This window comes from Limimaricola sp., from assembly GCF_016125575.1.
In the GTDB taxonomy this organism is placed as follows: domain Bacteria; phylum Pseudomonadota; class Alphaproteobacteria; order Rhodobacterales; family Rhodobacteraceae; genus WGLM01.
In genome coordinates this window covers 578,541-601,211 of sequence record NZ_WGLM01000004.1, presented here as the reverse complement: position 1 = coordinate 601,211, position 22,671 = coordinate 578,541, and the positions used below count along the sequence as shown (strand labels likewise).

At 64.7% G+C, this 22,671-nt stretch carries 24 protein-coding genes and 1 pseudogene; 16 read left to right on the top strand and 9 right to left on the bottom strand.

All coding sequences use genetic code 11. The features are described from left to right. Positions 1–21: 21 nt before the first annotated feature. Together GC146_RS09910 and GC146_RS09905 are read left to right on the top strand one after the other, a co-directional pair. Entirely contained in the window at positions 22–1,047 is a 1,026-nt protein-coding gene (locus GC146_RS09910) for an AraC family transcriptional regulator (protein ID WP_291837565.1), read from the top strand. A gap of 366 nt (positions 1,048–1,413) precedes the next feature. Further along, positions 1,414–1,584, top strand: a pseudogene (locus tag GC146_RS09905) (DDE-type integrase/transposase/recombinase); the annotation flags it as partial. Positions 1,585–1,597: 13 nt separating this feature from the next. Here the strand turns inward: GC146_RS09905 and GC146_RS09900 are convergent. Together GC146_RS09900 and GC146_RS09895 are read right to left on the bottom strand one after the other, a co-directional pair. Continuing rightward, positions 1,598–2,836, bottom strand: a complete 1,239-nt coding sequence (locus GC146_RS09900; RefSeq protein WP_291837562.1) for a M20 family metallo-hydrolase — start codon at positions 2,834–2,836, stop codon at positions 1,598–1,600. Then, entirely contained in the window at positions 2,829–3,491 is a 663-nt protein-coding gene (locus GC146_RS09895; protein WP_291837559.1) for a DUF1028 domain-containing protein, read from the bottom strand. Before GC146_RS09895 ends, GC146_RS09900 begins: the two co-directional genes overlap by 8 nt. 109 nt (positions 3,492–3,600) lie before the next feature. Here GC146_RS09895 and GC146_RS09890 point away from each other — a divergent pair, with 109 nt between their 5' ends. From GC146_RS09890 to GC146_RS09870, 5 genes are read left to right on the top strand one after another with little or no spacing between them, the layout of a single operon-like run. Further along, positions 3,601–5,181, top strand: a complete 1,581-nt coding sequence (locus tag GC146_RS09890) for an ABC transporter substrate-binding protein (RefSeq protein WP_291837556.1) — start codon at positions 3,601–3,603, stop codon at positions 5,179–5,181. 55 nt (positions 5,182–5,236) lie between these two features. Beyond that, the gene (locus tag GC146_RS09885) at positions 5,237–6,184 is read left to right on the top strand and encodes an ABC transporter permease (protein ID WP_291837553.1); all 948 of its coding nucleotides are present in this window, start codon (positions 5,237–5,239) and stop codon (positions 6,182–6,184) included. After that, on the top strand, positions 6,181–8,049 hold the full coding sequence (locus GC146_RS09880) for a dipeptide/oligopeptide/nickel ABC transporter permease/ATP-binding protein (RefSeq protein ID WP_291837549.1): 1,869 nt from the start codon (positions 6,181–6,183) through the stop codon (positions 8,047–8,049). Before GC146_RS09885 ends, GC146_RS09880 begins: the two co-directional genes overlap by 4 nt. Continuing rightward, a complete protein-coding gene (locus GC146_RS09875; protein WP_291837546.1) occupies positions 8,046–8,999 on the top strand; it encodes an oligopeptide/dipeptide ABC transporter ATP-binding protein in 954 nt (317 codons plus the stop codon). The genes GC146_RS09880 and GC146_RS09875 overlap by 4 nt, the downstream gene beginning before the upstream one ends. After that, positions 8,956–9,759, top strand: coding sequence for an FCD domain-containing protein (locus tag GC146_RS09870; protein WP_291837543.1), 804 nt, complete (start codon positions 8,956–8,958; stop codon positions 9,757–9,759). Before GC146_RS09875 ends, GC146_RS09870 begins: the two co-directional genes overlap by 44 nt. 101 nt (positions 9,760–9,860) lie before the next feature. Here GC146_RS09870 and GC146_RS09865 read toward each other — a convergent pair whose 3' ends face one another. Together GC146_RS09865 and GC146_RS09860 are read right to left on the bottom strand one after the other, a co-directional pair. Beyond that, complete coding sequence (locus tag GC146_RS09865; protein WP_291837539.1) at positions 9,861–10,892, bottom strand: glutathione S-transferase C-terminal domain-containing protein; 1,032 nt, start codon at positions 10,890–10,892, stop codon at positions 9,861–9,863. A gap of 10 nt (positions 10,893–10,902) precedes the next feature. Next, positions 10,903–11,481: a hemerythrin domain-containing protein gene (locus GC146_RS09860; protein ID WP_291837536.1), complete on the bottom strand. Its 579-nt coding sequence runs from the start codon at positions 11,479–11,481 to the stop codon at positions 10,903–10,905. A 282-nt stretch (positions 11,482–11,763) separates the two neighbouring features. Here GC146_RS09860 and GC146_RS09855 point away from each other — a divergent pair, with 282 nt between their 5' ends. Genes GC146_RS09855 through GC146_RS09845 form a run of 3 tightly spaced genes read left to right on the top strand, consistent with a single transcriptional unit; the run spans position 11,764 to position 14,465 of the window. Further along, positions 11,764–12,201, top strand: coding sequence for an FMN-binding protein (locus GC146_RS09855; protein ID WP_291837533.1), 438 nt, complete (start codon positions 11,764–11,766; stop codon positions 12,199–12,201). Between the two features lie 30 nt (positions 12,202–12,231). After that, positions 12,232–12,954, top strand: coding sequence for an FAD:protein FMN transferase (locus GC146_RS09850; protein ID WP_291837530.1), 723 nt, complete (start codon positions 12,232–12,234; stop codon positions 12,952–12,954). Next, complete coding sequence (locus tag GC146_RS09845) at positions 12,951–14,465, top strand: FAD-binding oxidoreductase (RefSeq protein ID WP_291837528.1); 1,515 nt, start codon at positions 12,951–12,953, stop codon at positions 14,463–14,465. Before GC146_RS09850 ends, GC146_RS09845 begins: the two co-directional genes overlap by 4 nt. Before the next feature lie 148 nt (positions 14,466–14,613). Here GC146_RS09845 and GC146_RS09840 read toward each other — a convergent pair whose 3' ends face one another. The 4 genes from GC146_RS09840 to GC146_RS09825 form a co-directional block, all read right to left on the bottom strand. Beyond that, a complete protein-coding gene (locus GC146_RS09840; RefSeq protein WP_291837525.1) occupies positions 14,614–14,946 on the bottom strand; it encodes a YciI family protein in 333 nt (110 codons plus the stop codon). 41 nt (positions 14,947–14,987) lie between these two features. After that, complete coding sequence (locus GC146_RS09835) at positions 14,988–15,581, bottom strand: cysteine hydrolase family protein (RefSeq protein WP_291837523.1); 594 nt, start codon at positions 15,579–15,581, stop codon at positions 14,988–14,990. A gap of 107 nt (positions 15,582–15,688) precedes the next feature. After that, positions 15,689–16,843 carry an alpha/beta fold hydrolase gene (locus tag GC146_RS09830; RefSeq protein WP_291837520.1) on the bottom strand — a complete coding sequence of 385 codons (1,155 nt, stop codon included), beginning with the start codon at positions 16,841–16,843 and terminating at the stop codon, positions 15,689–15,691. A 159-nt stretch (positions 16,844–17,002) separates the two neighbouring features. Then, on the bottom strand, positions 17,003–17,878 hold the full coding sequence (locus tag GC146_RS09825) for a LysR family transcriptional regulator (RefSeq protein WP_291837517.1): 876 nt from the start codon (positions 17,876–17,878) through the stop codon (positions 17,003–17,005). 98 nt (positions 17,879–17,976) lie between these two features. On the opposite strand from GC146_RS09825, the gene GC146_RS09820 reads away from it, so the two are divergent. The 6 genes from GC146_RS09820 (at position 17,977) to GC146_RS09795 (ending at position 22,148) form a co-directional block, all read left to right on the top strand. Further along, on the top strand, positions 17,977–19,053 hold the full coding sequence (locus GC146_RS09820) for a DMT family transporter (RefSeq protein WP_291837516.1): 1,077 nt from the start codon (positions 17,977–17,979) through the stop codon (positions 19,051–19,053). Between the two features lie 47 nt (positions 19,054–19,100). Continuing rightward, complete coding sequence (locus tag GC146_RS09815; protein WP_291837514.1) at positions 19,101–19,523, top strand: DUF2306 domain-containing protein; 423 nt, start codon at positions 19,101–19,103, stop codon at positions 19,521–19,523. 123 nt (positions 19,524–19,646) lie between these two features. After that, the gene (locus GC146_RS09810; protein ID WP_291837512.1) at positions 19,647–20,204 is read left to right on the top strand and encodes a DUF4865 family protein; all 558 of its coding nucleotides are present in this window, start codon (positions 19,647–19,649) and stop codon (positions 20,202–20,204) included. 75 nt (positions 20,205–20,279) lie between these two features. After that, positions 20,280–20,603, top strand: coding sequence for a YrdB family protein (locus tag GC146_RS09805; protein ID WP_291837510.1), 324 nt, complete (start codon positions 20,280–20,282; stop codon positions 20,601–20,603). A 181-nt stretch (positions 20,604–20,784) separates the two neighbouring features. Then, a complete protein-coding gene (locus GC146_RS09800) occupies positions 20,785–20,934 on the top strand; it encodes a hypothetical protein (protein ID WP_291837508.1) in 150 nt (49 codons plus the stop codon). Between the two features lie 398 nt (positions 20,935–21,332). Beyond that, positions 21,333–22,148 carry a formate/nitrite transporter family protein gene (locus tag GC146_RS09795; protein ID WP_291837505.1) on the top strand — a complete coding sequence of 272 codons (816 nt, stop codon included), beginning with the start codon at positions 21,333–21,335 and terminating at the stop codon, positions 22,146–22,148. Between the two features lie 221 nt (positions 22,149–22,369). Here GC146_RS09795 and GC146_RS09790 read toward each other — a convergent pair whose 3' ends face one another. Further along, complete coding sequence (locus tag GC146_RS09790; protein WP_291837502.1) at positions 22,370–22,657, bottom strand: hypothetical protein; 288 nt, start codon at positions 22,655–22,657, stop codon at positions 22,370–22,372. Between the last annotated feature and the right edge of the window lie 14 nt (positions 22,658–22,671).

The following is a 22,671-nucleotide window of genomic DNA, read 5'->3' as shown; positions in this document are numbered from 1 at the left end:
CGTCAAACGCGCGAGGATCCGATGAAGACACCCACCGTGGCGGCAGGCCTTGTCCGCTCGGTCGTCGACTACGTCGCCCATAGGGGCGCCGATGCGACGGCGCTCACGCGCAGCGTCGGGCTCACCGCCGCCGATCTCGAGGACCAGGACGCGCGCATCCCGCTCGCGCTCTACAAGGCGCTGATCGCGACGGCCAAGCGGCTGACCGACGACCCGGCCCTGATGCTCCACCACGCGATCGACACGCGGATCGAGGATATGTCGGTGGTGGGTCTGATCGTCCACACCTGCCCGAACATGGCCGAGAGCCTCGTCCAGCTCAATCGGTATGCCCGCCTGATGGTCGAGGTCGACGTGATGGACGGCGAACGTTTCACGGTCGAGCCGGGGCCGGAAGGGGTCTGGATTGTCGACAACCGACCCGACCCGAACAGCTTTCCTGAGCTGACCGAGTCGAGCTTCGCCCGGTTCGAGAGCGAGTTTCGTCACGAGTTTCCCGAGCGGCCCTTCGCGCTGAAGATCGAGGTCACCCACCCGGCGCCCGGCCATGCCGCCACCTATGGCGAGGTCCTGCGTTGCCCGGTCACTTTCGCAGCCGGGCGCAACGCGCTTCTGATCGCGCCGGACTGGCTCACCCAGGAGTTCGACGCGCACAGCGGCTATGTCTTCGGCCTTTTCGCGGAGCGGGCCGACGCGCTGATGGCAGAACTCGTCCTGGCCGATAGCCTGCGCGGGCGGATCGAGGCCTATCTCTTGCCGATCCTGCACAAGGGCGAGGTGACGGTCGAAGCGGTGGCAGCGGCGATGGGGATGAGCCGGCAGACGCTCTATCGCCGGCTGAAGGCGGAGGGCGTGACCTTTGCCGAGGTGTTCGACGAACTGCGCTGCCGGATGGCCGCAGACTACCTCGCCGCACGCAAGGTGTCGGTGAACGAGACCGCCTATCTTGTCGGCTTCTCCGAGGCTTCCTCCTTCGTACGCGCCTTCCGCCGCTGGACCGGGCGCACCCCGGCCGCGTTCCGTGCAGCGGGCGGGGCGTTGGCGTAACTCCATGACCTGAGCCCCATTCCTCCGCCAGTTTGAGTTAGAGTCCGCCCCGACCTTGCTCTGCTCCCCAAGCTTGGACAGCCGGATCTTGGAGTTTTCCGGCTTTGATCATGATGACGGGCTGGCTGCGTCATCGGGAAAGTGCATGGCGATCGGGACGTTCAGTCCGATCGCGCCGCCTGGCGGTTCCTCGTTGTAGTATCTGCCCCGAGCCTCCAACTTTTCGGTGGCATACTGGCAGCGGAAGGCTTGTGTTTTGGCGGGGATTGATGCCCGTGTGGATCGGCACCCACCAACGCGATCGGAGGATGCTGACCTGCGGGCGCGCCTGAGGGAACCGTCGTCGGAACGGCGGCGGTTCGGCCAACTGATTTGGCGTTACAGGCGCTGCTGGCTGCTGTCTGGCGACGCAAACCAAAGCGCCGGGGGATGACACGTTCCGATCAGGGATCGCAGTTCACCAGCCGTGAGTGGCAAACGTGTCCACGCCAGCACAATCTGAATGCCAGCATGAGCCGGCGTGGGAATTGCCACGACCTGACAAGCAACTTTACGAGCTCAGGTCGGCAGCAGTCTGGCGCAGGAACTCTTTCAACACCAACACCGCTTGCCCCATCGCGCTGGCACTGGCGTGTTCACGGGGGTTGTGGCTGACGCCATCGCGGCAGGCGACGAAAAGCATCGCGACCGGACAGAGATCGGCCATCGCCGAGGCGTCATGTGTCGCGCCCGAGGCCAGCCGCACGGTCTGTCCGACGGCACGGCGGGCTGCCTTTTCCAGTCGATCACTCAGGTCGGGATCGCAGCGCGTTGCCGGCTGGGCGTAGGTGCGTTCAGACACCACGGCCAGCTGACGGCGGGTCGCGATATCCCGCGCCATGGCTGTGATCTCGCGCCCCGCCGCTTCTCTTGTCCCGTCGTCCGGCGCGCGCACTTCGATCGTCAAAGATGTCCGCCCCGGTACGGCGTTCACCACGTTCGGTTCGATCGATAGTTGGCCAACCGTGGCCAGCAGACCCGGCACGCCAGCGGCGTGGCTTTCCACCGCGAGCACCAGTTCGGCGGCCCCCGCCAGCGCATCGCGGCGCAACGACATCGGCGTGGTTCCTGCATGTGCCGCCTGGCCGGTCAAGGTCACGATGTGGCGCTCGATCCCGCAAATCGCGGTGACGATGCCCACGGGCAGGCCCTCGTGCTGCAGAACGGGGCCCTGTTCGATATGTGTCTCGACATACCCCAACAGCGTGCGCGGGTCGCGTCGCAGGCCGGGCAGGTCCGTGGGATCAAGGCCATATTCACGCATCGCTTGTCCCAGCGAGGTGCCGTTGGCATCGCGCAGGTCAAGCGCCGACATATCAAAGGTGCCCGCCAGCGTTCGCGGCCCCATCAAGGCGGTTGGAAAGCGCACGCCTTCTTCATCGGCAAAGGCCAGAACCTCGACGGCGAAGGGCAACGAAACGCCCATATCCCGCAAACTCTCAAGCGCCAGAAGAGGCAAGATGACGCCCATGATCCCGTCGAACGCACCGCCATTGCGCACACTGTCCTGATGCGACCCCATCAGCAGCGTTGCAGCGCCGTCCGGTCCTTCCTGTCGCCCGATCAGCGTTCCTGCGGCGTCCATGCGCACCGCAAGCCCGGCATCCTGCATCCAGGTTGAAATAAGCTCGACCGCGGCGCGATGTTGCGCGGTGAAGGGTAACCTTGTGACGCCAGCGCCGGCCTCGGAGGCCTGGGCGATGCGGTCAAGCCGCCGTGCTGCTTCGCGGCCCGGGTCAATATCAGCCATGACCGCGCTCGCGGTCTGCACGCGTCGGCACCGTCGGCAGCCATGTGGCGTATGACGGGTCGCGGGTACGCTGATACAGCGCTTGCAGGCTCTGGACGGGCGCTTCGGCCCAATCGACCCGCAGCGTCAGGGGCGGCGCGTCGTCCGATACCACCAGCAGGGCCGCCGATTGCAGCCCTCGGCTGTCGCCGCCGACGGTTTCTCCTGCCGCCAGCGCGGCGATGAGCCGTTCGGCGAACCCGCCGGTGGCAGAGCGGTATCCTTCAAGGACAGCCTCCAGAACCTCTGGACCGACAAGCAGGTTTCCGGCCACGACAAGGTCTCGGTCAATGACGGAACCGCGCCAACGCGTGTTGCTGTCACCGGTGAAGGCGGCCGTCCGCCCCTGCCGATCCAGTGCAGAGAGCTGTCGCCAGTCGCGGCCACGGTCGGCGCCGGTGATCCGCGCGACAGCCGCGGCCGGTTCCTCGCCCTCGCGCATGGCCGCCAGAACGTCCTCGCCCCAAAACGTCGATGGTGCGGCACCTTGCGAGGCTGACAGCCCGCAAACCGAATCCCCGCGCAAAACCCAACCGCCGACACAAAGGCTGCCGGTCGCCGCCGCACCACCAAGGGCGCCTGTTTCCGCATCGCGCGCAAGAATCGAGTAGGTCATAGGCAGTCTCCGTTCCCTTGCTTCCAATTTATCATAAATATTTTGACCAGGAAAAATTATCATGATCAATTAGACTCATCATGCAACGCCATTCGGGGAGTCTGTGCTCATGTCTTCACCCATCCTAACCCGCCGTGCCTTTGGCCGCCTGTCGGCGAGCCTGCTGGCCACCACCGCCCTGAGCCCGGCGATCGCTTGGGCCGAAACTCCACCCGGTGTTCTGGTCGTGGGCCAGGTGGCAGAGCCGCAATCGCTTGACCCGGCCGCCGACACGGCCGTGAACGATTTCCGGATTCTGGTGAACCTTTACGAGGGGCTGGTGCGCTACAAGCACGGCACGCTGGAAGTCGAACCCGCCTTGGCGGAAAGCTGGACGATCAGCGAGGACGGCACCGAATACACCTTCAAGCTGCGGTCGGGCGTCAAGTTCCACGACGGCACGCCGTTTGACGCGGACGCCGTCAAGTTCAACTTCGACCGGATGCTGGTCGATACGCACCCCTACCATGACACCGGCCCGTTCCCGTTGTCGTTCTTCTTCTCGGCCGTGACCGAGACGACCGTGGTCGATCCGCAGACCGTCCACTTCAAGCTCAACGCGCCTTATGCGCCGTTCCTGTCCAACCTCGCCTATCCGACCGGCCTGCTGGTCTCGCCCACTGCGGTGGCCAAGGATGGCAAGGACTTTGGCCGTAACCCGGTCGGCACCGGGCCGTTCAAGTTCAAGTCCTGGAAGTCGAACGAAAGCGTCATCATCGAACGCAACGACGCATATTGGGGCGACAAAGCCGCGACGCAGGCTGTCATCTTCCGCCCAATCACCGACGCCAACACGCGCGTGGCCGAAATGCTGGCCGGTGGCATCGACCTGATGGTCGAGGTGCCGCCAACCTCGCTGGCACAGTTCACGCCGCCGCAGTTCGACGTGGTCGAACAGGCGGGTCCGCACCTGTGGTTCCTGATCCTCGACTGCAAGGAGGGCCCATTTGCCGACAAGCGCGTGCGCCAGGCTGCCAACTTTGCCATCAACAAGGAGGCGATTTGCAACGATGTGCTTGAAGGCACCGCCGTGGTCGCCGCAGGGCCGACGCCGCCCGCCTTTGCGTGGGCCTATGACAAGTCACTGCAGCCCTATCCCTACGATCCCGACAAGGCGCGCGCGCTGCTGAAGGAAGCGGGGCAGGAAGCGCCCGAGATCACCTTCTACGTCACGCAAGGCGGCTCGGGCATGCTCGATCCGGTGGCGATGGGTACCGCGATCCAGGCAGACCTTGCGGCGGTGGGCTTCAAGGTGAAGATCGAGACCTTCGAGTGGAACACCTTCCTTGGCAAGGTGAACCCGGGGCTGGAGGGCAAGGCCGACATGGCCGAAATGGCCTGGATGACCAACGACCCAGATACCTTGCCCTACCTTGCCCTGCGTACCGCCGCCTGGCCCGACAAGGGCGGCTTCAACTCGGGCTACTATTCGAACCCCGAGGTCGACAAACTGCTCGACGCTGCGCGGACCTCGACCGATCAGGCCGAGCGCGCCACGCTTTACAAGCAGATGCAGCAGATCGTGCATGACGACGCGCCGTGGGTCTTCGTCGCCAACTGGAAGCAGAACGCGGTGACCAACGACAAGGTCAGCAACTTCTCGCTGGAGCCGTCGTTCTTCTTGCAATTGCAAGGCGTCGTGAAAAGCTGACGGGCAGCAGGGCGCGCGCCGACCGGTCGCGCGCCCAACCTGAAAGGGCGGTGCAATGGGGCGTTATATCCTGCGCCGACTGATCTCGGCCGTGCCGGTGCTGCTGGGGATTACCGTGATCGTGTTCCTGATCATGGCGATGATCCCCGGCGATCCGGCCGCGGCCATCCTTGGCTCATATGCCACGCCCGACAACGTGGCGCGTCTGAACCGCGAACTGGGGCTGGAGGGGCCGCTGTGGCAGCGTTACCTGCTGTGGCTGTGGCACCTGCTGCACGGGGATCTGGGCCGGTCCTACGCGCTTAACCGTCCGGTGCTGGACGAGGTGCTGGAGCGTTTCAGCGCCACGCTCGTTCTGGCGGGAGCTTCTTTCATCCTGTGTGCGGTCTTCGGCATTCTCGCGGGCGTCGTCTCGGCCGCGCGGCAATACGGGTTTGCCGACAAGGCGATCACCTTTGTGGTGCTGATCGGCATCTCGGTGCCGGCGTTCTTTCTTGGCATGATGATGATCCTTCTGTTCGCGGTGGATCTGCGCTGGCTGCCGGTTTCGGGCATGTATGCGATCTATGGCGGTGGCGACCTGATGGACCTGTTACGCCACCTGATCATGCCCGCCACGGCCCTCGCCGCCGTTGCCACCGGGGTGATCGCGCGGCTGACCCGCGGTGCGATGCTGGAGGTGCTGCGGCAGGACTACATCCGCACCGCGCGCGCCAAGGGCGTGCATGAACGCCGGGTGATCTGGGGCCATGCCCTGCGCGCCGCGATGGTCTCGGTCATTCCGGTGCTGGGCATCCAGGCCGGTTTCGTGCTGTCGGGCGCGGTCTATATCGAAACGGTGTTCCAGTGGCCCGGCATCGGGCGAATGCTGGTCGACGCGATCCTGAAGCGCGATATCGTGCTGGTGCAGGGGGGCGTGGTCTTTGTCGCCGCCTGCTACGTGCTGTTCAACATCGCAGTCGACGTCGCGCAAAGCCTGCTTGACCCGCGGATCAAGACATGAGGGTGTTTTTTGCCCTGCTGTTCCGCAACCGACTGGCCGGCATCGGCGGTGTCGTGCTGGCGATCATCGTGGCGCTGGTGCTATTGACGCCGGTTCTGCCGCTGCAAAACCCCGATGTCACGGCGATGGGCGACAGGTTCTTGCGGCCGCTGTCGCCCGGCCACCTTCTGGGCACCGATGCGTTGGGCCGCGACCTGCTGTCGCGGCTCTTGTGGGGCACGCGGCTGAGCCTGGCGGTGGGCTTTGCCGCCGCGGTCGCGGCCGGGCTGATCGGCTCGGCAGTCGGCATTATCGCCGGCTATGCCGGCGGGCGGATCGACAATGCGATCATGCGCTTTGTCGACATGCTGATGGCGTTTCCCTACATCCTGCTGGCGCTGGCGATTGTTGCCGCTCTCGGCCCGGGCTTGATGAACGCGCTGATCGCGGTGGCGGCCGTCAACGTACCCTTTTTCGCGCGCAACATCCGCGGCATCACGGTGGGCCTTGCCAGCCGCGATTTCATCGACGCGGCGCGGCTCTCCGGCAAGGGGCATGTGCGGATTGTCCTGACCGAGCTTCTGCCCAACGTCCTGCCGGTGATCGTCATAGCGATGTCTACCACCATCGGCTGGATGATCCTTGAAACCGCGGGCCTCAGCTTCCTCGGTCTTGGTTCGCAACCGCCGCAGGCCGACCTCGGCTCGATGCTGGGAGAGGCGCGCGCGGCGATGATTTCCGCGCCCCACACATCGGTCGTGCCGGGCGTGATGATCTTTCTGATCGTGATGAGCATCAACCTGCTGGGTGACGGGGTGCGTGACGCGCTTGATCCCCGGCTGAAATCCGGCGCGCTGACCCGGCCGATGGCCGCCACCCGCGTCGCCCGGCGCAACGTGCCCGAAGCACAGGGCAGTGGCCTGCTGCAGATCGACGATCTGGAGGCGCAATTCCACGTCGGCCGCCGCGTCTATCGCGCCGTCAATGGCGTCAGCCTGTCGATCGCCCCCGGCGAATGCGTCGGCCTGATCGGCGAAAGCGGCTCTGGCAAGTCGGTGACGGCGCTCAGCGTGATGGGCCTTGTCGCCTCGCCCCCTGGCGTGATCACCGGCGGCGCCGTGCGGCTGGCGGACGAGGACCTGATCGGCGCGCCCTATGCCCGGCTGCGCGCGCTGCGTGGCAACAAGGTGGCCTATGTGTTCCAGGATCCGCTATCGACGTTGCACCCGCTTTACCGCGTGGGCGACCAGCTGACCGAGGCGATCACCTCGCATCATCGCATCTCGGCGCATGAGGCGCGCGAACGGGCGCTGAAGCTGCTGGCCGATGTGCGTATTCCCAACCCCGCCGCGCGGCTGTCGGCCTACCCGCACGAGCTGTCGGGGGGCATGCGTCAGCGCATCGGCATCGCGATGGCGCTGGCCAACGAGCCCGAGGTGATCATCGCGGACGAGCCCACGACGGCGCTGGATGTCACCGTACAGGCGCAGGTGCTCGCCCTGCTTGACGACCTGCGGCGGCGCAAGAACGTGGCAATCGTGTTCATCACCCATGACTTCGGCATCGTCGGCCAGCTTTGTGACCGGGTGGCGGTGATGTATGCCGGCCGGATCGTAGAGGAGGGGCCGACAGAGCGGGTTCTGTCCGATCCGGCCCATCCCTATACCCGCCGGCTGATCGCCTGCGTGCCCGAACTGGGCGGCGGACGCCGGCAACTGCCCGCCATCCCCGGCCTGCCCCCCGCGGTCGACCAGCTGCCCGAAGGCTGCGCCTTTGCCCCGCGCTGCGACCGGGCCACGCCGGACTGTGCGCAGGGCGAGATCGGGCTGAGAGGCAGCCTGCGCAAGGTGCGCTGCATTCACCCCGAAGCGGAGGTGGGCGCATGAGCGTGATGTTGCAGACGCGCGATCTGTCCAAGTCTTTCCCGGTCGGGCGGCGCCTGCTGGGGGCCCCGCGCGGGTTCGTCCACGCGCTGCGGCCGACCTCGATTACGGTGGAACAGGGCGAAACGCTGGGCATCGTCGGCGAAAGCGGGTGTGGCAAATCCACGTTGGCGCGGATGCTGGTCGGGCTGATGCCGCCCAGTGGCGGCAGCATCGAGATTGACGGCACCGCGCTGGACCGGGCCGATCCGGCGGTCTTCGGCCGGATGATCCAATATGTGTTCCAGGATCCCTCGGGCTGCCTGAACCCGCGCCAGACGATCCGCCAGATCCTCGACGCGCCGTTGCGGCTGCTCTACCGGATGGACGCGCCCGCGCGAGCGGCCCGCATCGCCGAACTGCTGGATGCGGTCAACCTGCGGGCCGAATTCCTTGATCGTTACCCGCACGAGTTTTCCGGCGGGCAGGCCCAACGCATCGGCATCGCCCGCGCGTTGGCGGCCGCCCCCCGCATCCTGGTGCTGGACGAGCCCGTTTCGGCGCTGGATGTTTCGGTGCAGGCGCAGGTGCTGAACCTGCTGGCCGATCTCAAGGCGCAACTTGATCTGACCTACCTGTTCATCAGCCACGATCTGGCGGTGGTCGAGGCGGTCAGCGACCGCATCGTGGTGCTTTATTTCGGCACCGTGGTGGAAAGCGGTCCGGCGGAACGGGTCTTTGCATCGCCCCGCCACCCCTATACCAAGCTGTTGGCCGACAGTGCGCCTGCCGTTGGCCGACCATTGCTGAAAGGGGCCGAGGGCGAATTGCCCGATCCGCTGAACCCGCCGCCGGGTTGCGCCTTTGCCAGTCGCTGCCCGGCTGCAACCGAGATTTGCAGGCGCGATACGCCACCTCTGCGCATCATTGATGGAGACCAGTTTGCCGCCTGCCACCACCCCCTTGCGCCCTGAAACGCTGCCTGCGCCCCGGTTGTCGCGGCCTCAACGGGTGGCCGAGGCGATCAAGGACTGGGTGATGACCGAAGGGTGGCAGCCGGGCGAGCGGCTGCCGTCCGAAGCGAGCCTGATCGCCCGTTTCGGCATGGCCAAGGGCACGATCCGCGAGGCGATCCGCATCCTCGAAGCGCAGGGTCTTGTTCGGTCGCGCACCGGTCCGGGCGGCGGGGTTTTCGTCAACGAGGTCGTCGAAGAGCGCGCAGCGGCGCTGCTGGGCAATTACTTCTATTTCCAGAAGCTGACCATCGACGACATCTACCAGGTCCGTGAAGCGCTTGAACCAGAGCTTGCCGCAAACCTTGCAGGTCAGCTGAGCGATGCGCAGCTTCAGGCGCTGGAGGCGGTGATCAGCAGTTATGAAGCACCCGCGGCCAATGCCGAGGAAGAACGGGATCAGCATGTCGCCTCGCTGCGGTTTCACGCCGTGCTGGCCGAGATGTCGGGCAATCCGCTTTTGCGCTTCCTGATCCGGTTCACCGCCAACATTCTGAGCGAGATCACGGTCACGCGCAGGCTTTACGACCCGCCAAATCACGAACTCTGGGCCAGCGGCGTCGCGTACCAGTCGCAGTTACTGGCCGCGCTGCGTGATGGCGATGCGACGGTGGCGCGCGACGTGATGCGCCAGCATATGCGCAGCGCCAAACAGCTGATGCTGCGGCAGGAAGCGGTTGTGACACAACGATTCCTGACCGAAAAAGGAAAGCTGTGGTAGCGGAGACCAGATGACACTTTGCCGCCTCACAGGCGGTCAATGTTCGGGATCAAACACCAGCCGAAGCGGCGACCTTTCGTCCGGAACCTGCGGCAACTGATCTAGTCGACAAGTTCGGGATGTCCGTAGGCTTGGGGATAGCGCATGGGCTTGAGCGGTCCCAACGGGACGACGCCGTTCCACGATCTGCCAAAATATCCTTGCCTGCAGTGAATCAGAGACCCGCTTTCGGCGACGCCGGGCAGCGCGTGAACCCGGCACAGCCAGCGCCAGAGATGCGGGTAATCCAGAATGCGCGCACCGTTCAGCTTCATCCGGACATAGTAGACCGGATCGTGCCGGTAGAGCGTCGGGAATAGACGCAGGTCGGCTTCGGTGAAAGTCTGGCCGGTCAGGAACGGGCGGCCATCGCTGAGCCGGTGTTCCAGATGCGCCAGTGCCTCGAAATAGGCGTTGAAGGCGGTGGCATAAACGGACTGGTCCGCCGAGAAACCCGCCTTGTAGGCGCCGTTGTTGATGGCGGTATAGATCAGTTCGTTCAGCCCGTCGATCTCGGCGCGCAGGTCGGCGATATCGGGATAAAGATCGGGCCGATCACCGCCTGTCAAACTGCTGCCAAGCGCCTCTGCGTTCGCATCCAACATGCGCAGGATGTCGGCGCTTTCGTTGTTGACGATGTGGCCGGACTGCTTGTCATAGAGGATCGGAACCGATTGTTCCTCGGATCCCTCGGCGCGGTAGATTTGCTTGGCAAGCCGGTATCGCTGGCCGGTTCCAGTCTCGGCTGTGCATTCAGGCAGCGGCGCGCCGGTAAGGGTCGCCACCCGATCGGGGCGGAATTCCCACAGGTTCGGGCCCGCCGGGTCATCCTCGCCGGTGCGGTTGGGAAAGGCCACGTCCATCGTGATGCTGTCGCGCAGGCCAAGGATGCCACGGGCCAGCGTCACGCGGTGACACCACGGGCAGTTCAGCGCGACGAACAGATGATAGCGCCCGGGCTCTGCCGGGAAATCGCGATCGCCGATGGCATGGCGAAAGCCGCTGACGCCGCGCACGAATTCGCCCCGTGCGCGGCGGTTGGCGGCGTCGCTCTGGTCTTCTTGGACCGAGGCATCGTCACCTGCCTTGATCATCGCTGCCTCCTCATCCGCGCAAACGGTGGTGCAGGATGATCGGCACGGCAAGCTCTTCCTCGTCGGTCAGGTGCCGCGCGAGAAACGCCTTGATGGTTTCGGCCGTACCGTGCAGCCGGCCAATCTCGTCGCGGGCCTGGGTTTCATCCAGTTGGATCAGCTTGATCGCGCGGTTGGCCGTCCTGGTGAACACGTCCAGCACCTGGTCAAGATCGGCATGGTCCTGTTCCAGCACCTCGAGACCTGCGTCAAAGCGCGGATCGGCAGCCGACAGTTCGGGAAAGTAGCTGTGATCCTCCCAGCCGTGGTGGCCATGCAGGTTGCCAACCAGCGCGCCACCGACACGGGACAGGCGCACGGCGTAATCCTCGGGCGCAACCGTCGCGTCCAGATAGCCCTCGGCATCACGGCCGATGCGATCGGCCATCTGACGAAACATCCGGTGCGCACCCAGCCATTGGCGGGTCTTCTCGCGGAAACCGGGATGGGCGCCCCAACTGTCGCGCGGGTAGGCGTCAAGCAACAGGCGCATCTCGTCGGGCAGCCCTTCGGAGCGGACGGTCACGGGGTTGGTCATGGTATCAAGCATGGCATTCTCCTTAGCGCATCTATCTGGCAATCCAAATTACGCAGCGTCAGGCCCGACGGTGCATGTCTGCCATGCGCCGGGCGCCTCGCCTGTGTCCGACCGGGTCGAGGGTCGGCGGCCCCGGTCTCGCACACCTCACGGGAATGCTACTTGGCCCGTAAGCTGCCCGTCAGAATCACCAGTTAGAAAGAAGCCGACTTGGCGATAACGCCATGCCCGCGCACGACTTTGCCGCGCAATCGTTCATGGCTCTTCCACGCACGGAAGAGCCGAGGAGGCAAGATGAAGATCAATAGCAGAACCTTGAAGCTGGCCGTCTCAGCAACAGCGTTGGCGACCATCGCAAGCGCCGCTTCCGCAGGTTTCCTGTGGGATTGGAATCCGGCACCGGCCCAGATTCCCGCGCCCCAGCCAGCGCAGGCCATCACCAGCGGATCTCTTCGTGACGGCAGCTATACCGGCCCGTCGATCTACCAGTACTACGGTTACGTTCAGGTAAAACTGAACATCAGGAACGGCAGTATCTCGTCGGTCGACATCCTGCGCTACCCCAACGACTACAGTACCAGCGTGTACATCAACACCCACGCCCTCCCGATTCTCGAGTCAGAGCTGATCCAGGCCCAAAGCCTGCGGATCTCGGGCGTGTCGGGCGCAACGCTGACCAGCGAGGCCTTCGCGATGTCCGCCCAAGGGGCGCTCAAGAAGGCGACCAGCTGACCGACGATGGCCCGGGACACACGACTGATCATGGGTATGCCGATCACGGTCGACATTCCCGGGGCCGATCGCGCCGGGATGATCGAGGCCGTCTTTGCCGGCTTCATGCAGGTGGATGCGCGCTTCAGCCCCTACCGCGATGACAGCGAGGTCAGCGCGATCAACGCCGGCAGGCGCCGGCCAGAAGAGGCCAGCCCCGAGATGGCCGAGGTGCTGGCCCTCGCTGAGCGCATGCGCAAGGCCACGGACGGCTATTTTGACATCCGTCGGCCGGACGGCCAGTTCGACCCTTCCGGCGTCGTCAAGGGCTGGGCGATCCAGCGCGAGGCCGACAGGGTCGCCGCCGCCGGAATCGACGATTTCTACGTCGATGCGGGTGGCGACATTCAGACTGGTGGCGTCGATGGCGACGGTCAGCCTTGGGTGATCGGCATCCGCAATCCGTTCAACATGGACGAGATCATCAAGGCGGTGGCGCCCAAGGGGCGCGGCATCGCGACGTCCGGCAGCTACATCCGTGGCGACCATATCTATGATCCGCACACGCCCGGACAGAGGATCTCGGCAATCGTCAGCCTGACCGTCATCGGGCCGGACGTGCTCGCTGCCGATCTTTATGCCACGGCCGCCTTCGCGATGGGGCCGCGCGGCATTCACTTCATCGAATCGACACCGCAGTTCGAGGGCTATGTCGTCCACCCCGACGGCACAGCGCTGCAGACCACGGGTTTCAAGGAGTTTGTCATCACATGAACTCGCTTTCCGCACGCCTATTGAACGGCATCACCATGTACCGGCTGATGCTTTACTATCTGGGCGCCATGCTTGTCGTCGGCCTTGCCCTTGGGTTCACCGGCCGGATATTCCTCGCGCCCTTCGCGTTGATCTTCTCGCTCGTGGTGCTCACCGTTGCGTGCTGGGGAACCAACCGGATCTTTGCCGCGCTCCTCCACATCCCGGTGAACCGCGAGTCGGCCCTGATCACGGCCCTTATCCTTGCCCTCGTCATGCCACCCGCCGCCCCGACCGACCTGATGGGCATCGCGGCGCTGGTCCTTGCCGCACTGGTCGCCATCGGCTCGAAGTTTCTGCTGACCGTCGGCCACAAGCACATTTTCAACCCGGTCGCGATCGGCGCTGTCGCGGCCGGGGTCGCGCTTGGCCGGCCGGCGGTCTGGTGGGTCAGCAGCAGCCCGATCATGCTGGTCGTCGTCGTGCTCGGCGGGCTTCTCGTGACCCAGAAGGTCCGTCGCTTCGACATGATCGCGGCCTATGTGCTCAGCAATCTCGCCGTGACGGTTCTTGCCACGCCGCCCGGGATGATGCCGATCGCCCTGCAGCAAAGCCTTCTTTATTCGCCGCTGTTCTTTGCCGGTTTCGTCATGCTGACCGAGCCGATGACGGCCGCGCATGGCAGGTATTCCCGCCTGGTCTACGGCGTGATCGTCGGGCTCCTCTCGGCGCATGGCATTCATATCGGCCATTTCTTCTTTTCGCCCGAGGCGGCATTCCTCGTCGGCAACCTCTTTGCGTGGTCGGTCAGCCCAAAGGGACGGTTCCGTATGACCCTGCTGAAGATCGAGCAGATCGCGGCAGAGTGCCAGGAATTCGTCTTCCGCTCCGACCGGTCGCTGAATTTCGTCGCGGGGCAATACCTGGACTGGACCTTGCAGGTTCCGGCACAAGACAACCGCGGCAACCGCCGGTCCTTCACCATCGCTTCGGCCCCGGGGGAAGATCACGTCCGCCTTGGCGTCAAGTTTTACCCCGAGCCGAGCGCTTTCAAACGCCAGCTTTCGTCGATGCAACCCGGTGACGTCATCTTCGGCTCTCAGATTGCCGGTAATTTCACACTGCCACGCGACCCGGAGCGCAAGCTTTTGTTCATTGCAGGCGGGATCGGGATTACGCCGTTTCGCAGCATGATCCAGCACCTGCTGAACCGGCACCAAACCCGCGACGCAATCCTGCTATACGGCAACCGCCACGCGGCCGACATCGCCTATGGGGATTTGCTTGAGCGGGCCGGGCGCGAGATCGGGCTGTGCACCAAGCACGTCATTTCTGATGATCCGCCGGAGCTTCACAACCACCTGTCCGGCTTTATCGATTCCGAATTGCTGCAGCGTGAGGTTCCCGACCTGGGCGAGCGGACGATCTACGTTTCCGGCCCGCAGCTGATGGTGACCAACCTGCGGCGTGAGTTGTCCGCCTGCGGCATTCCGCGTCGCCAGATCAAGACAGATTTCTTCCCGGGCTTCTGACGCCGATCCGGCGGATTGGGCCCGGCCAATACACGCGTTTGGTGCCGGCGCCTGAGATTGCCCGCCCCCGCGTGGCCTCGCCCTAGGTAGGGCAGGCCGGCATAATCCTGCGCCAGCGGCATCAAGATCTGCCACGAGACGGTCCGGTTCATCTGGTCTTCGGGACCTCCGCGCCCACCTTCAGGAGAAGGCGATCCCGCACGAGTGCGGGCAGGGCTGGGTGATGGCGGGTGATGTCGAATTCCTCGACGGCATACTGTGCAAGGTCTTGTCGCTTGAACGGGTCTTCATCCAGGATCCGTTCGAGAGTGGCGCGATCGGCCACTGTGGCAAGGATGACCCCTCCGGTGCGCGGCTGCTTGGGGCCGGAGGCCAGAAAGGCGCCCGTGGCGAAGTGCCTGTCGAGAAACGCGCGATGGGCGACAAGGTTGGCGTCGATGTCCGCAAGGGGCGCCGTGTAGGTCAATGAAACGATGAACATGAAGGTTACTCCTGACCGAATTGGCGGGGTGTCTGGAACGTTTAGGAGTGCATATCGCCCGTGATCCGGCCTAGCACAGCATCGGTTGCCGTAACGTTTGCGAATTCCCCGTGCAGTTGGGCCAATGCCGCGCGATGGATCTCTTCGGGCGCAAAGGCCGGTCCATTGTCGAAGCTGGTATCGGCGTTCCGCGCAAAGGCCGCGCAAGCATCGTGCACAAGTGTCACGGGCCAACCCAGATTGGCTGCCATCCGGGTGGTGGTGGACACGCAATGCGGTGTGGTCAGCCCGCAGATGGTCAGGTGTCCGATCTCCCGCTTGCGCAACTGCGCCTCGAGATCGGTTCCGATGAAGGCGGAGTTGACGGTCTTTTCAATCAGGACCTCACCCGGCACCGGCCCAAAGCCGTCCTTGAACCTGGCCCCCTGTCCGGCCAGAGGAGAGCCCGCTTCGGTGCTCAGGTGCCGGACATGAAAGACCGCAAGCCCCTGCTGCCGGAAGGCCGCCAACAGCCGCAACGCGTTGTCCTCGGCTTCAGGGTTGTTGCGCGGTCCCCACCAAGGATCGTCAAAGCCGCGCTGAAAATCGATCAGCACAAGCGCCTCGTTGCGGGGTGACGGATCGGGGGCGTTCATGTCTGTCTCCTTGCTCGATGCGGCACAACTTCGGCGCCTTGTTGGGGTAAACGACGTAAGTGCGGGAAGACCAGCAGCAACCGGGCAAAAGCCTTGGTCCAGCCTGGTCAGGCAGCAAGACCGCGCAGCACGGCCTTCGCAAGCGGTGCGGGATGGGTCAACGACACCATGTGCGGCGCGCCTGCGATTTCGGAATAGGTCGCGCCCGGAATCTCGAGCATCCGCTTCATCAGCTGCGGGGGCGTCGAGGCATCCCGTTCGCCCGCGATCACGTGGGTTGGGACCCGGATCTGGCCTAGCCGGTCACCGGTCGTGATCGTGGCCAGGGCATGCCATCCGGCAACCCAGTCCGCGACGAAGGCGCGCTCGACCGCATCCCGCGCGAAGCGGACGGCCCATCCGCCCTGAGCAAGGTCCTCGGGACGGAACCAGCGCGTCAGGCTGGGGATGACTTGTGCGGCCATGCCGTCACGCTCCGCGGCGCGGGCCCGCTCGGTGAAGGCGTCAAAGGACCAGGCCGTGGAGGCGACGACGGTCAGGGTCCGCAGGCGTTCGGGCCGGCCCAGGGCGAGCTCCTGGGCGATCGAGCCGCCGAGTGACAACCCGACCACATGCGCACTGTCGATCTCGAGGCGATCGAGCAGGGCCACGAGGTCGCCCGCATAGTTGACCAGTCCCTGTGCCACCGGGGCGCCGGCCGCCGCACCATGCCCGCGCAGGTCGTAGGCGATGACGCGGAACCGCTCGGTCAGGACGGGGATGACATCGCGCCACATCCGGTGATCCAGCCCGAGGGCATGAACCAGGACTAGGGCGGGCTTGGCGCCGGCACTGTCGAAAACCCGGGTCTGGTGGTCATCGAGCATCACGTGGCGCGTTGCCAGCGTCGCCGGCGCACCGGCGGCACCCAGGGCCTCGCGCACCTCGCGCAGCAGGTTCAGGGCGCGCGGATATCCGGCGTAGACCGACATGTGCTCGGCAAGCGCGACAAGTTCGTCGGGATGCGCGCCGACCCGCAGCGCCGCGTCGAGGTGAATGCGCAACTGCGGCTCGGCGCCGCCGATCGCGCCAAGGATCCCCAGCGTCACCAGTTCGCGCTCGCGGCGGGACAGGGAGGTCTGGGCAAAGACGCTGCCGAAGGCGTGATCGACGAGGGTCTCGGCGAGAACCGCCGAGGTTTGGCGGACGGTCGCCACGGTCTGTTCGCCCCGCAACCCGTTGATCGCGACGAGTTCCTTCCACCCGATCTTTTCCTGTTTCATGGTCTGGTTTCCCATCGTTGTATTGGCATGGGGTCCCAGATGCCTTTTCAGTTTCCATGTTTCTACGGAGGATTTGTCAAATCGAACTTCCAATTTCGGAAAATCCGGATCGAGACCGTGCGCGGGCCGCCCGGGCGGTTACGCGGGTGACTCCGGAACTCAGGCTGTTGCACCTGTCTCCAACTGCCGTCGGAAACCGATGACCTGCTCCGCGATAGCGTCGGCAACGGCCCGGACGCGCCGCGAGGCCGCAAGCTCGGCATGGGTCGCCAGCAGGACAGGACGCTCCATCTTGCCGCCTTGGGGAAGTTCGTCGGCGATCAGCCGCAGCCCCGCCTGGCGCGCCAGGAAATGCGGCAGCACCCCGATCCCGATGCCGCGTTGCACCGCCTCCAGAAGCGCCTCGAGCGAATTCACCGAGAACCGGGAGCCGTTTTCGGCGCCGAACGCCTTTGACCATGCCAGCAGCGTGTCCACGCCCGCGAGGTCCGGCCAAGTGACGTGCCGGTCAGGGCGCGTACCGTCGGCCGGGCCGTAAAGACCGAAGCCCATCGTCGCCAGACGCCGCACCAGAAGGTTGCCGCCGTCGGGCACGACCATGCGCAGCGCCAGATCGGCATCATGCCGGTGCAGATTGACCGCCACCGGGGAATACATGACCTCGACCTCAAGCCCCGGGTTGGCCTGCAGTAACGGGGCCAGCGCCGGGATGACGATGGGTGTGATCAGGCTTTCGATGCTGGCGACCCGCACCTTGCCGCGAATGTCGACCTGAAGGGCAGCCTCCAGCCGCATCTCGTGCGCGGCAAGTTCCATGCGTTCGGCCCGCGGCAGCAGCGCCGCACCCTGATCGGTCAGCGCATAGCCCTGCTGGCTGCGCAGGAACAGTGGCAGGCCGATGGCATGCTCGATCCGGTCGATGCGCCGAGAGATCGTGGCAACACCGACGCCAAGCGACCGGGCCGCGCCCGACAGCGTGCCGTCCCGCGCCAGGGCCAGGAAAAGCCGGATGTCATCCCAGTTCAGCCGCTCCATGGCCTTCCGATTTCGAAAAATGAACGCTGGATATTGTCGATATACCAACAGAATCGGTAATGCAATTGAAGCGCATCTTCGACCGAAGGATTGCGCCCATGACCGCCACCGACCTTTCCCACATTCCCGCCCCCGCCGTACCACGCGAGCGCGTCGCCTTCACGCTCAGCGCCATGGCGGCCGTCCTCTGGGGCTCCAATTTCGAGGCGACGCGGATCGCGCTGCAAGGCCTGCCGCCTTGGACGGCGGCGTCGGCGCGTTTTGTCATCGCCGCGGCGGCGATCCTGGTCTGGATGCTGATTGTCGAGCGGACGGGATGGCGGGCGCTGCGGCGCAACGCCCCGGCCTTCGCGGTACTTGGCATTCTGGGCGTCGCGGGCTTCAACGCGTCGCTTTTCCTCGGCATGCGCACCTCGAGCCCGGTGACGGCGGCCCTGATCCTGGGCACGGTCCCGCTGACGACCAATCTTCTCGACGCGCTGTTCAGCCTGCGCTGGCCCAACCGGATCGCCCTCCTGGGGATGGCGATCAGCCTGGCCGGCATCGCCCTGACCGTCGGCGCCTTCTCCGGCGCGCGTGTCGCGCCGGGTGATCCCGTGATATTCGCCGGCAGCATCGCCTGGGCGATCTACACCATCGGCTGCCGCCGCTGGGTGCGTGAGGCCAGCCCCCTGGCCACCTCGACATGGACGATGGTGTTCGGCGCGCTCGCGCTGGTCGGCGCGGCCTTCGCGTTCGAGGCGCCTGTCGCGGCGGTCGCGGCCAGCTCGGCCCCGGCATGGGGGGCGGTGGTGTGGATGGCGCTGGCGGGTTCCGTGTTGACCTACCTGTTCTGGCAGGAAGGGATCGCCGTCCGTGGCCCGGCGGCAACCTCGGTGCTACTTAACCTCGTGCCGGTCGCGGCGCTGGTCTTCGCGATGATGTTGGGGCGGCGGCCGGATGCAACGCAGGTCGCCGGCATGGCGATAGCGATCTTCGGCGTCCTGCTGGCAAGCGGGCGGCTGCGGCGGCCCCGGGTTTGTCGGCGCCACGACGCAGCCGCCCCGGCGGCCGATGACACGGCGTCGCACGTTCCCATGGTCCTGAAGCCTGCGTGGCGGACCAACCAGCCGTTCAGCGCCAGCCCGGTGTCCGGGTGGGTAACCCCGGGTCCGGTCAACAAGCGCGGTCACTGAAAGGCCGCACCGTCCGTCCCCTGATCTCTCAACATGAAAGGCCTGCCATGACACTCGCTCCGCTCTTGTCCGCGCCACCCCAGGTGATCGTCCACGCGCTGACCGCAATCGCCGCATTCCTGCTTGGCACCGCGCAGGTTGCGCTGCCCAAGGGAACGCTGCCCCACCGCGCAATGGGGTGGACCTGGGTCATCCTCATGGCCGTGGTCGCGATGTCCTCCTTCTGGATCCACACGCTGTGCCAGATCGGGCCCTTCAGCGTGATCCACGGCCTGTCGCTGCTGACACTGGTGCTGTTGCCCGTCGGTGTCTTGCATGCGCGCCGCCACGCGGTCGGCCGGCACCGCAGGGTAATGCTGTGGCTTTTTGCCGGCGCGCTGCTGGTGGCAGGCGTGTTCACGCTGTGGCCCGGGCGGATCATGCATGACGTCGTTTTTGGAACGACGACGCATCACGGCGCCTGCATGTAAGGCAAGACGCCAGTGCGACCAAGTTGGCCTGGGACCCACGTCGCCCCGGGCTGGCCATGACGAAATTGACACCAAATCACGCAGCGCGCGGCGCGGCGTGAAACCCGGAAGAGGAATGAAACGATGATCGCAATGCAATACAGTGTCACCTTGCCCGCCGACTACGACATGGAGATCGTCGCGCGGCGCATCCGTGACAGGGGGCCGTTGATGAACGGCTTTCCCGGGCTTGGCTTCAAGGCATTCTTGATGGCGCGCAAAAGCGGCGGCGCCTGCCCGAGCGGGGCGAACCTCTACGCGCCGTTCTACGTCTGGCAGCGTGCCGAGGGCATGGCCGATTTCCTGTCCGGGCCGGGCTTTGCCGCCCTCTCGGGGGACTTCGGACGACCGTCGGTGACCACCTGGACGCCGTGGCACGTCAAATTGAGCGAGGAGATTGCCAGGGCTCGTTTTGCGCAGCGCGTTGTCAGGCCGATCGGACCAGAGGCGGATCTGGGTGCCCTGCAGCAGGACGAGGGCCGGTGGGCGGAGGATGCGATGGCAGACGGCGCCGTCGCCGCGGTGTCGGCGTTCGATCCATCCGTATGGGCTTTGGTCAGGTTCGATCTCTGGCCGCGCCCGATCGAGACCCCCGCCAGCGGCGCCCAGCTTTACGAGGTCGGCCATGTTGCCCAAGGATGACTCCAACCTTGGCTTGGCTGGCCTGACCTATTTCCTTGCCTGACGGACGCGACCGGGAGAACGCCGATGATTGCATTGAGCCAGGTTCTGGCCTTTCTGGTCGAACTCGCAACCCTTGCGGCCTATGCCCGATGGGGCTGGAGCTGGTTTGAGACGCCCTTTGCCTCCGTGGTCGCGGCGCTGATCTGCGGCGGCCTGTTCGCGTTGCTCTGGGGGTGGTTTGCGGCGCCGAAGTCGGACCATCGGCTTGCGGTCCCGCTGCTTCTGGTATTCAAGTTGCTTGCCTTTGGCGGGGCCACCAAGGCGCTGGTGCAGGTGGGCCAAACGAACGCGGCAGCCCTCCTCGCCGCAGCGGCCGGCCTGCATTTGATCTTGGCGTTGTGGCTTGGTGATCTCTGATAACAGGCAGACTTGGTCATGAAGCCCGTTGGCTTTGTAGAGCAACACCGGCTTGAGGCGGGCAGAGCGGATTTGTCGCGTCCGGCCACGACGAACCGATCGCCATACCGCCACTTCAAGACATGCCCCGAGATCATCCACCTCGCGGTGATGATGGATTTCCCATCAAGGCCGCCGCAACATGAACCGAAATCTTCTCTACACCATCATCGGAGCCCTCGCCGTGGTCGTCGCCGGACTGGCCTACCAGTCCTACCGCGCCAGTCAGAACAAGAACGGCGTGCAGATCAATGTCGGCAAGGACGGGGTGTCGATCACAGGCACGAACTAGGGTCGGGACCCAATCCTGTTTCAATGTCGGAGTTTCGCGTGCCCGAGATCGAGAGCGCCGAGCAAGAGGCTCAGGCTGTCGACATGATCGTCGCACTGACCTTTTGAGAAAGCCGCGACCTTGGCCAGAAAGGCCTCTTTCCATGGCGCATTTAGCGGCAAACGGATCGCCGTTCAGCAATGGCAGCATAACCTCTTCGGCCACAAGAAGCAGACAGACGGCTCCTGGTTTCATTCCGAACATTCGTTCAGCCGCAGCGAATGACCGTTTCCCTCCCCTCCATGACCTTCGAGATTTCTCGTGCGATGGTCTAGAGTCTGCCAAGAGCGGCTGCGGAGGAACTGACGATCGCCTTTCGGGCCCTTGGCGACACGTCTGATCAGGAAGGGAAACTCACGATGGCGAAGCGAGCACGGCTTGATCGAGACGAAAACAAGAAGGTGCGCGAATTCGAGAATGTGCCCGCCTCGGTCATCTTCGAGGCGATCCGCAGGGAGGGAGAATACGAACTGTCCCGGCCGCTGAGCGCGCTTTGGTGGTCCGGCGTTGCGGCGGGTCTGGCGATCAGCATGTCAGTCTTCTGCAGCGGCTTTCTTGCCTCGATCCTGCCAGACGCGCGCTGGACGGCGGCCGTCACCAGCTTTGGCTACACGATCGGGTTTCTGATCGTCATCCTTGGACGCATGCAGCTCTTTACCGAAAGCACGATCACCCCGATCCTGCCGCTGTTCATCGAGCCGACAGGGCAAAAATTCTACCAGATCGCAAGGCTTTGGAGCATCGTCTTCGTGGCGAACATGGTGGGGTGCGCCGCAGCTGCCGTGGTGCTTGACTACGGCCATATTCTGCCCACGTCGCAGGTCGACGGAATCCTCGCCGTCTCACGCCACTACGCCGAGGCGACGGCCCTGCAGCACTTTGGCCGCGGCATCCCCGCCGGTTTCACCATTGCCGCGCTGGTGTGGACCCTGCCACGACTGGAAGGTGCCGGTGAAGTTCTGGTGATCATGGGCCTGACCTACATGATCGGGCTTGGCGGCATGTCACACGTCGTCGCGGGGGCGACGGAACTGTTCATTCTTGCAGCGCGCGGCGATCTGGCGATTTCCACGGTGGTCCTTGGTGGCATCCTGCCGGCCCTTGCCGGGAACGTACTAGGTGGCACGGGAATTTTCGCGGCCCTGACCTTCGCCCAGGTGCGCGAGGAAATCTGATCATGGCTGCGCATAGACTTGGCGCGGCTCAACGGGGCTGACCCACAATTTGCACGTCGGCGGCCAACGCTGTCAGGTTTGGGGAATGAAAACATCCGCCGTTCTGCCCCTTCTTCTGGAAAGCCAGAAGGGTGAGGCAGTACGGCGGATGCAGAGATTTTCTTTTGGGCGCAACTCAGAAACTTGCCGCCCGATATCGGGCGGTGGGCCGCCCCTATCCCTTATCTGAACCGGGACATTGCGCTGTTGAAGGCATCGGCGATGCCGCCCCATGCGGTATCAAAGCCCGACTTCATGTCCTTCCAAGCCTCGTCGCTGGCTGCGCGCATGTCCCGAAGCTTTGCCTCGGCCTCGTCGCGCTGCGTGCGCAGCTCTTCAAGGTTCCGTTGATAGTCGATCTTCGCGTCGGCCTGTGCAGCTTCCATTCTGGCCTGCATCTTGTCGATCTCGGCGTTCCATTCGTCGATCTTGGCCTTGGTCTTTTCGATATACTGTTCTCTCTCGGTCATCTTGTGACTCTCCT

Excerpts from the sequence above, each read along its gene's own strand:
- GC146_RS09895 (WP_291837559.1), bottom strand. The coding sequence starts at position 3,491 with ATGACCTACTCGATTCTTGCGCGCGATGCGGAAACAGGCGCCCTTGGT.
- GC146_RS09910 (WP_291837565.1), top strand. The coding sequence starts at position 22 with ATGAAGACACCCACCGTGGCGGCAGGCCTTGTCCGCTCGGTCGTCGAC.
- GC146_RS09840 (WP_291837525.1), bottom strand. The coding sequence starts at position 14,946 with ATGTTCATCGTTTCATTGACCTACACGGCGCCCCTTGCGGACATCGAC.
- GC146_RS09855 (WP_291837533.1), top strand. The coding sequence starts at position 11,764 with ATGAAGATCAATAGCAGAACCTTGAAGCTGGCCGTCTCAGCAACAGCG.
- GC146_RS09860 (WP_291837536.1), bottom strand. The coding sequence starts at position 11,481 with ATGCTTGATACCATGACCAACCCCGTGACCGTCCGCTCCGAAGGGCTG.
- GC146_RS09800 (WP_291837508.1), top strand. The coding sequence starts at position 20,785 with ATGAACCGAAATCTTCTCTACACCATCATCGGAGCCCTCGCCGTGGTC.
- GC146_RS09850 (WP_291837530.1), top strand. The coding sequence starts at position 12,232 with ATGGGTATGCCGATCACGGTCGACATTCCCGGGGCCGATCGCGCCGGG.
- GC146_RS09900 (WP_291837562.1), bottom strand. The coding sequence starts at position 2,836 with ATGGCTGATATTGACCCGGGCCGCGAAGCAGCACGGCGGCTTGACCGC.
- GC146_RS09865 (WP_291837539.1), bottom strand. The coding sequence starts at position 10,892 with ATGATCAAGGCAGGTGACGATGCCTCGGTCCAAGAAGACCAGAGCGAC.
- GC146_RS09825 (WP_291837517.1), bottom strand. The coding sequence starts at position 17,878 with ATGGAGCGGCTGAACTGGGATGACATCCGGCTTTTCCTGGCCCTGGCG.
- GC146_RS09810 (WP_291837512.1), top strand. The coding sequence starts at position 19,647 with ATGATCGCAATGCAATACAGTGTCACCTTGCCCGCCGACTACGACATG.
- GC146_RS09815 (WP_291837514.1), top strand. The coding sequence starts at position 19,101 with ATGACACTCGCTCCGCTCTTGTCCGCGCCACCCCAGGTGATCGTCCAC.
- GC146_RS09835 (WP_291837523.1), bottom strand. The coding sequence starts at position 15,581 with ATGAACGCCCCCGATCCGTCACCCCGCAACGAGGCGCTTGTGCTGATC.
- GC146_RS09820 (WP_291837516.1), top strand. The coding sequence starts at position 17,977 with ATGACCGCCACCGACCTTTCCCACATTCCCGCCCCCGCCGTACCACGC.
- GC146_RS09880 (WP_291837549.1), top strand. The coding sequence starts at position 6,181 with ATGAGGGTGTTTTTTGCCCTGCTGTTCCGCAACCGACTGGCCGGCATC.
- GC146_RS09870 (WP_291837543.1), top strand. The coding sequence starts at position 8,956 with ATGGAGACCAGTTTGCCGCCTGCCACCACCCCCTTGCGCCCTGAAACG.
- GC146_RS09890 (WP_291837556.1), top strand. The coding sequence starts at position 3,601 with ATGTCTTCACCCATCCTAACCCGCCGTGCCTTTGGCCGCCTGTCGGCG.
- GC146_RS09795 (WP_291837505.1), top strand. The coding sequence starts at position 21,333 with ATGGCGAAGCGAGCACGGCTTGATCGAGACGAAAACAAGAAGGTGCGC.
- GC146_RS09830 (WP_291837520.1), bottom strand. The coding sequence starts at position 16,843 with ATGAAACAGGAAAAGATCGGGTGGAAGGAACTCGTCGCGATCAACGGG.
- GC146_RS09845 (WP_291837528.1), top strand. The coding sequence starts at position 12,951 with ATGAACTCGCTTTCCGCACGCCTATTGAACGGCATCACCATGTACCGG.
- GC146_RS09790 (WP_291837502.1), bottom strand. The coding sequence starts at position 22,657 with ATGACCGAGAGAGAACAGTATATCGAAAAGACCAAGGCCAAGATCGAC.
- GC146_RS09885 (WP_291837553.1), top strand. The coding sequence starts at position 5,237 with ATGGGGCGTTATATCCTGCGCCGACTGATCTCGGCCGTGCCGGTGCTG.
- GC146_RS09875 (WP_291837546.1), top strand. The coding sequence starts at position 8,046 with ATGAGCGTGATGTTGCAGACGCGCGATCTGTCCAAGTCTTTCCCGGTC.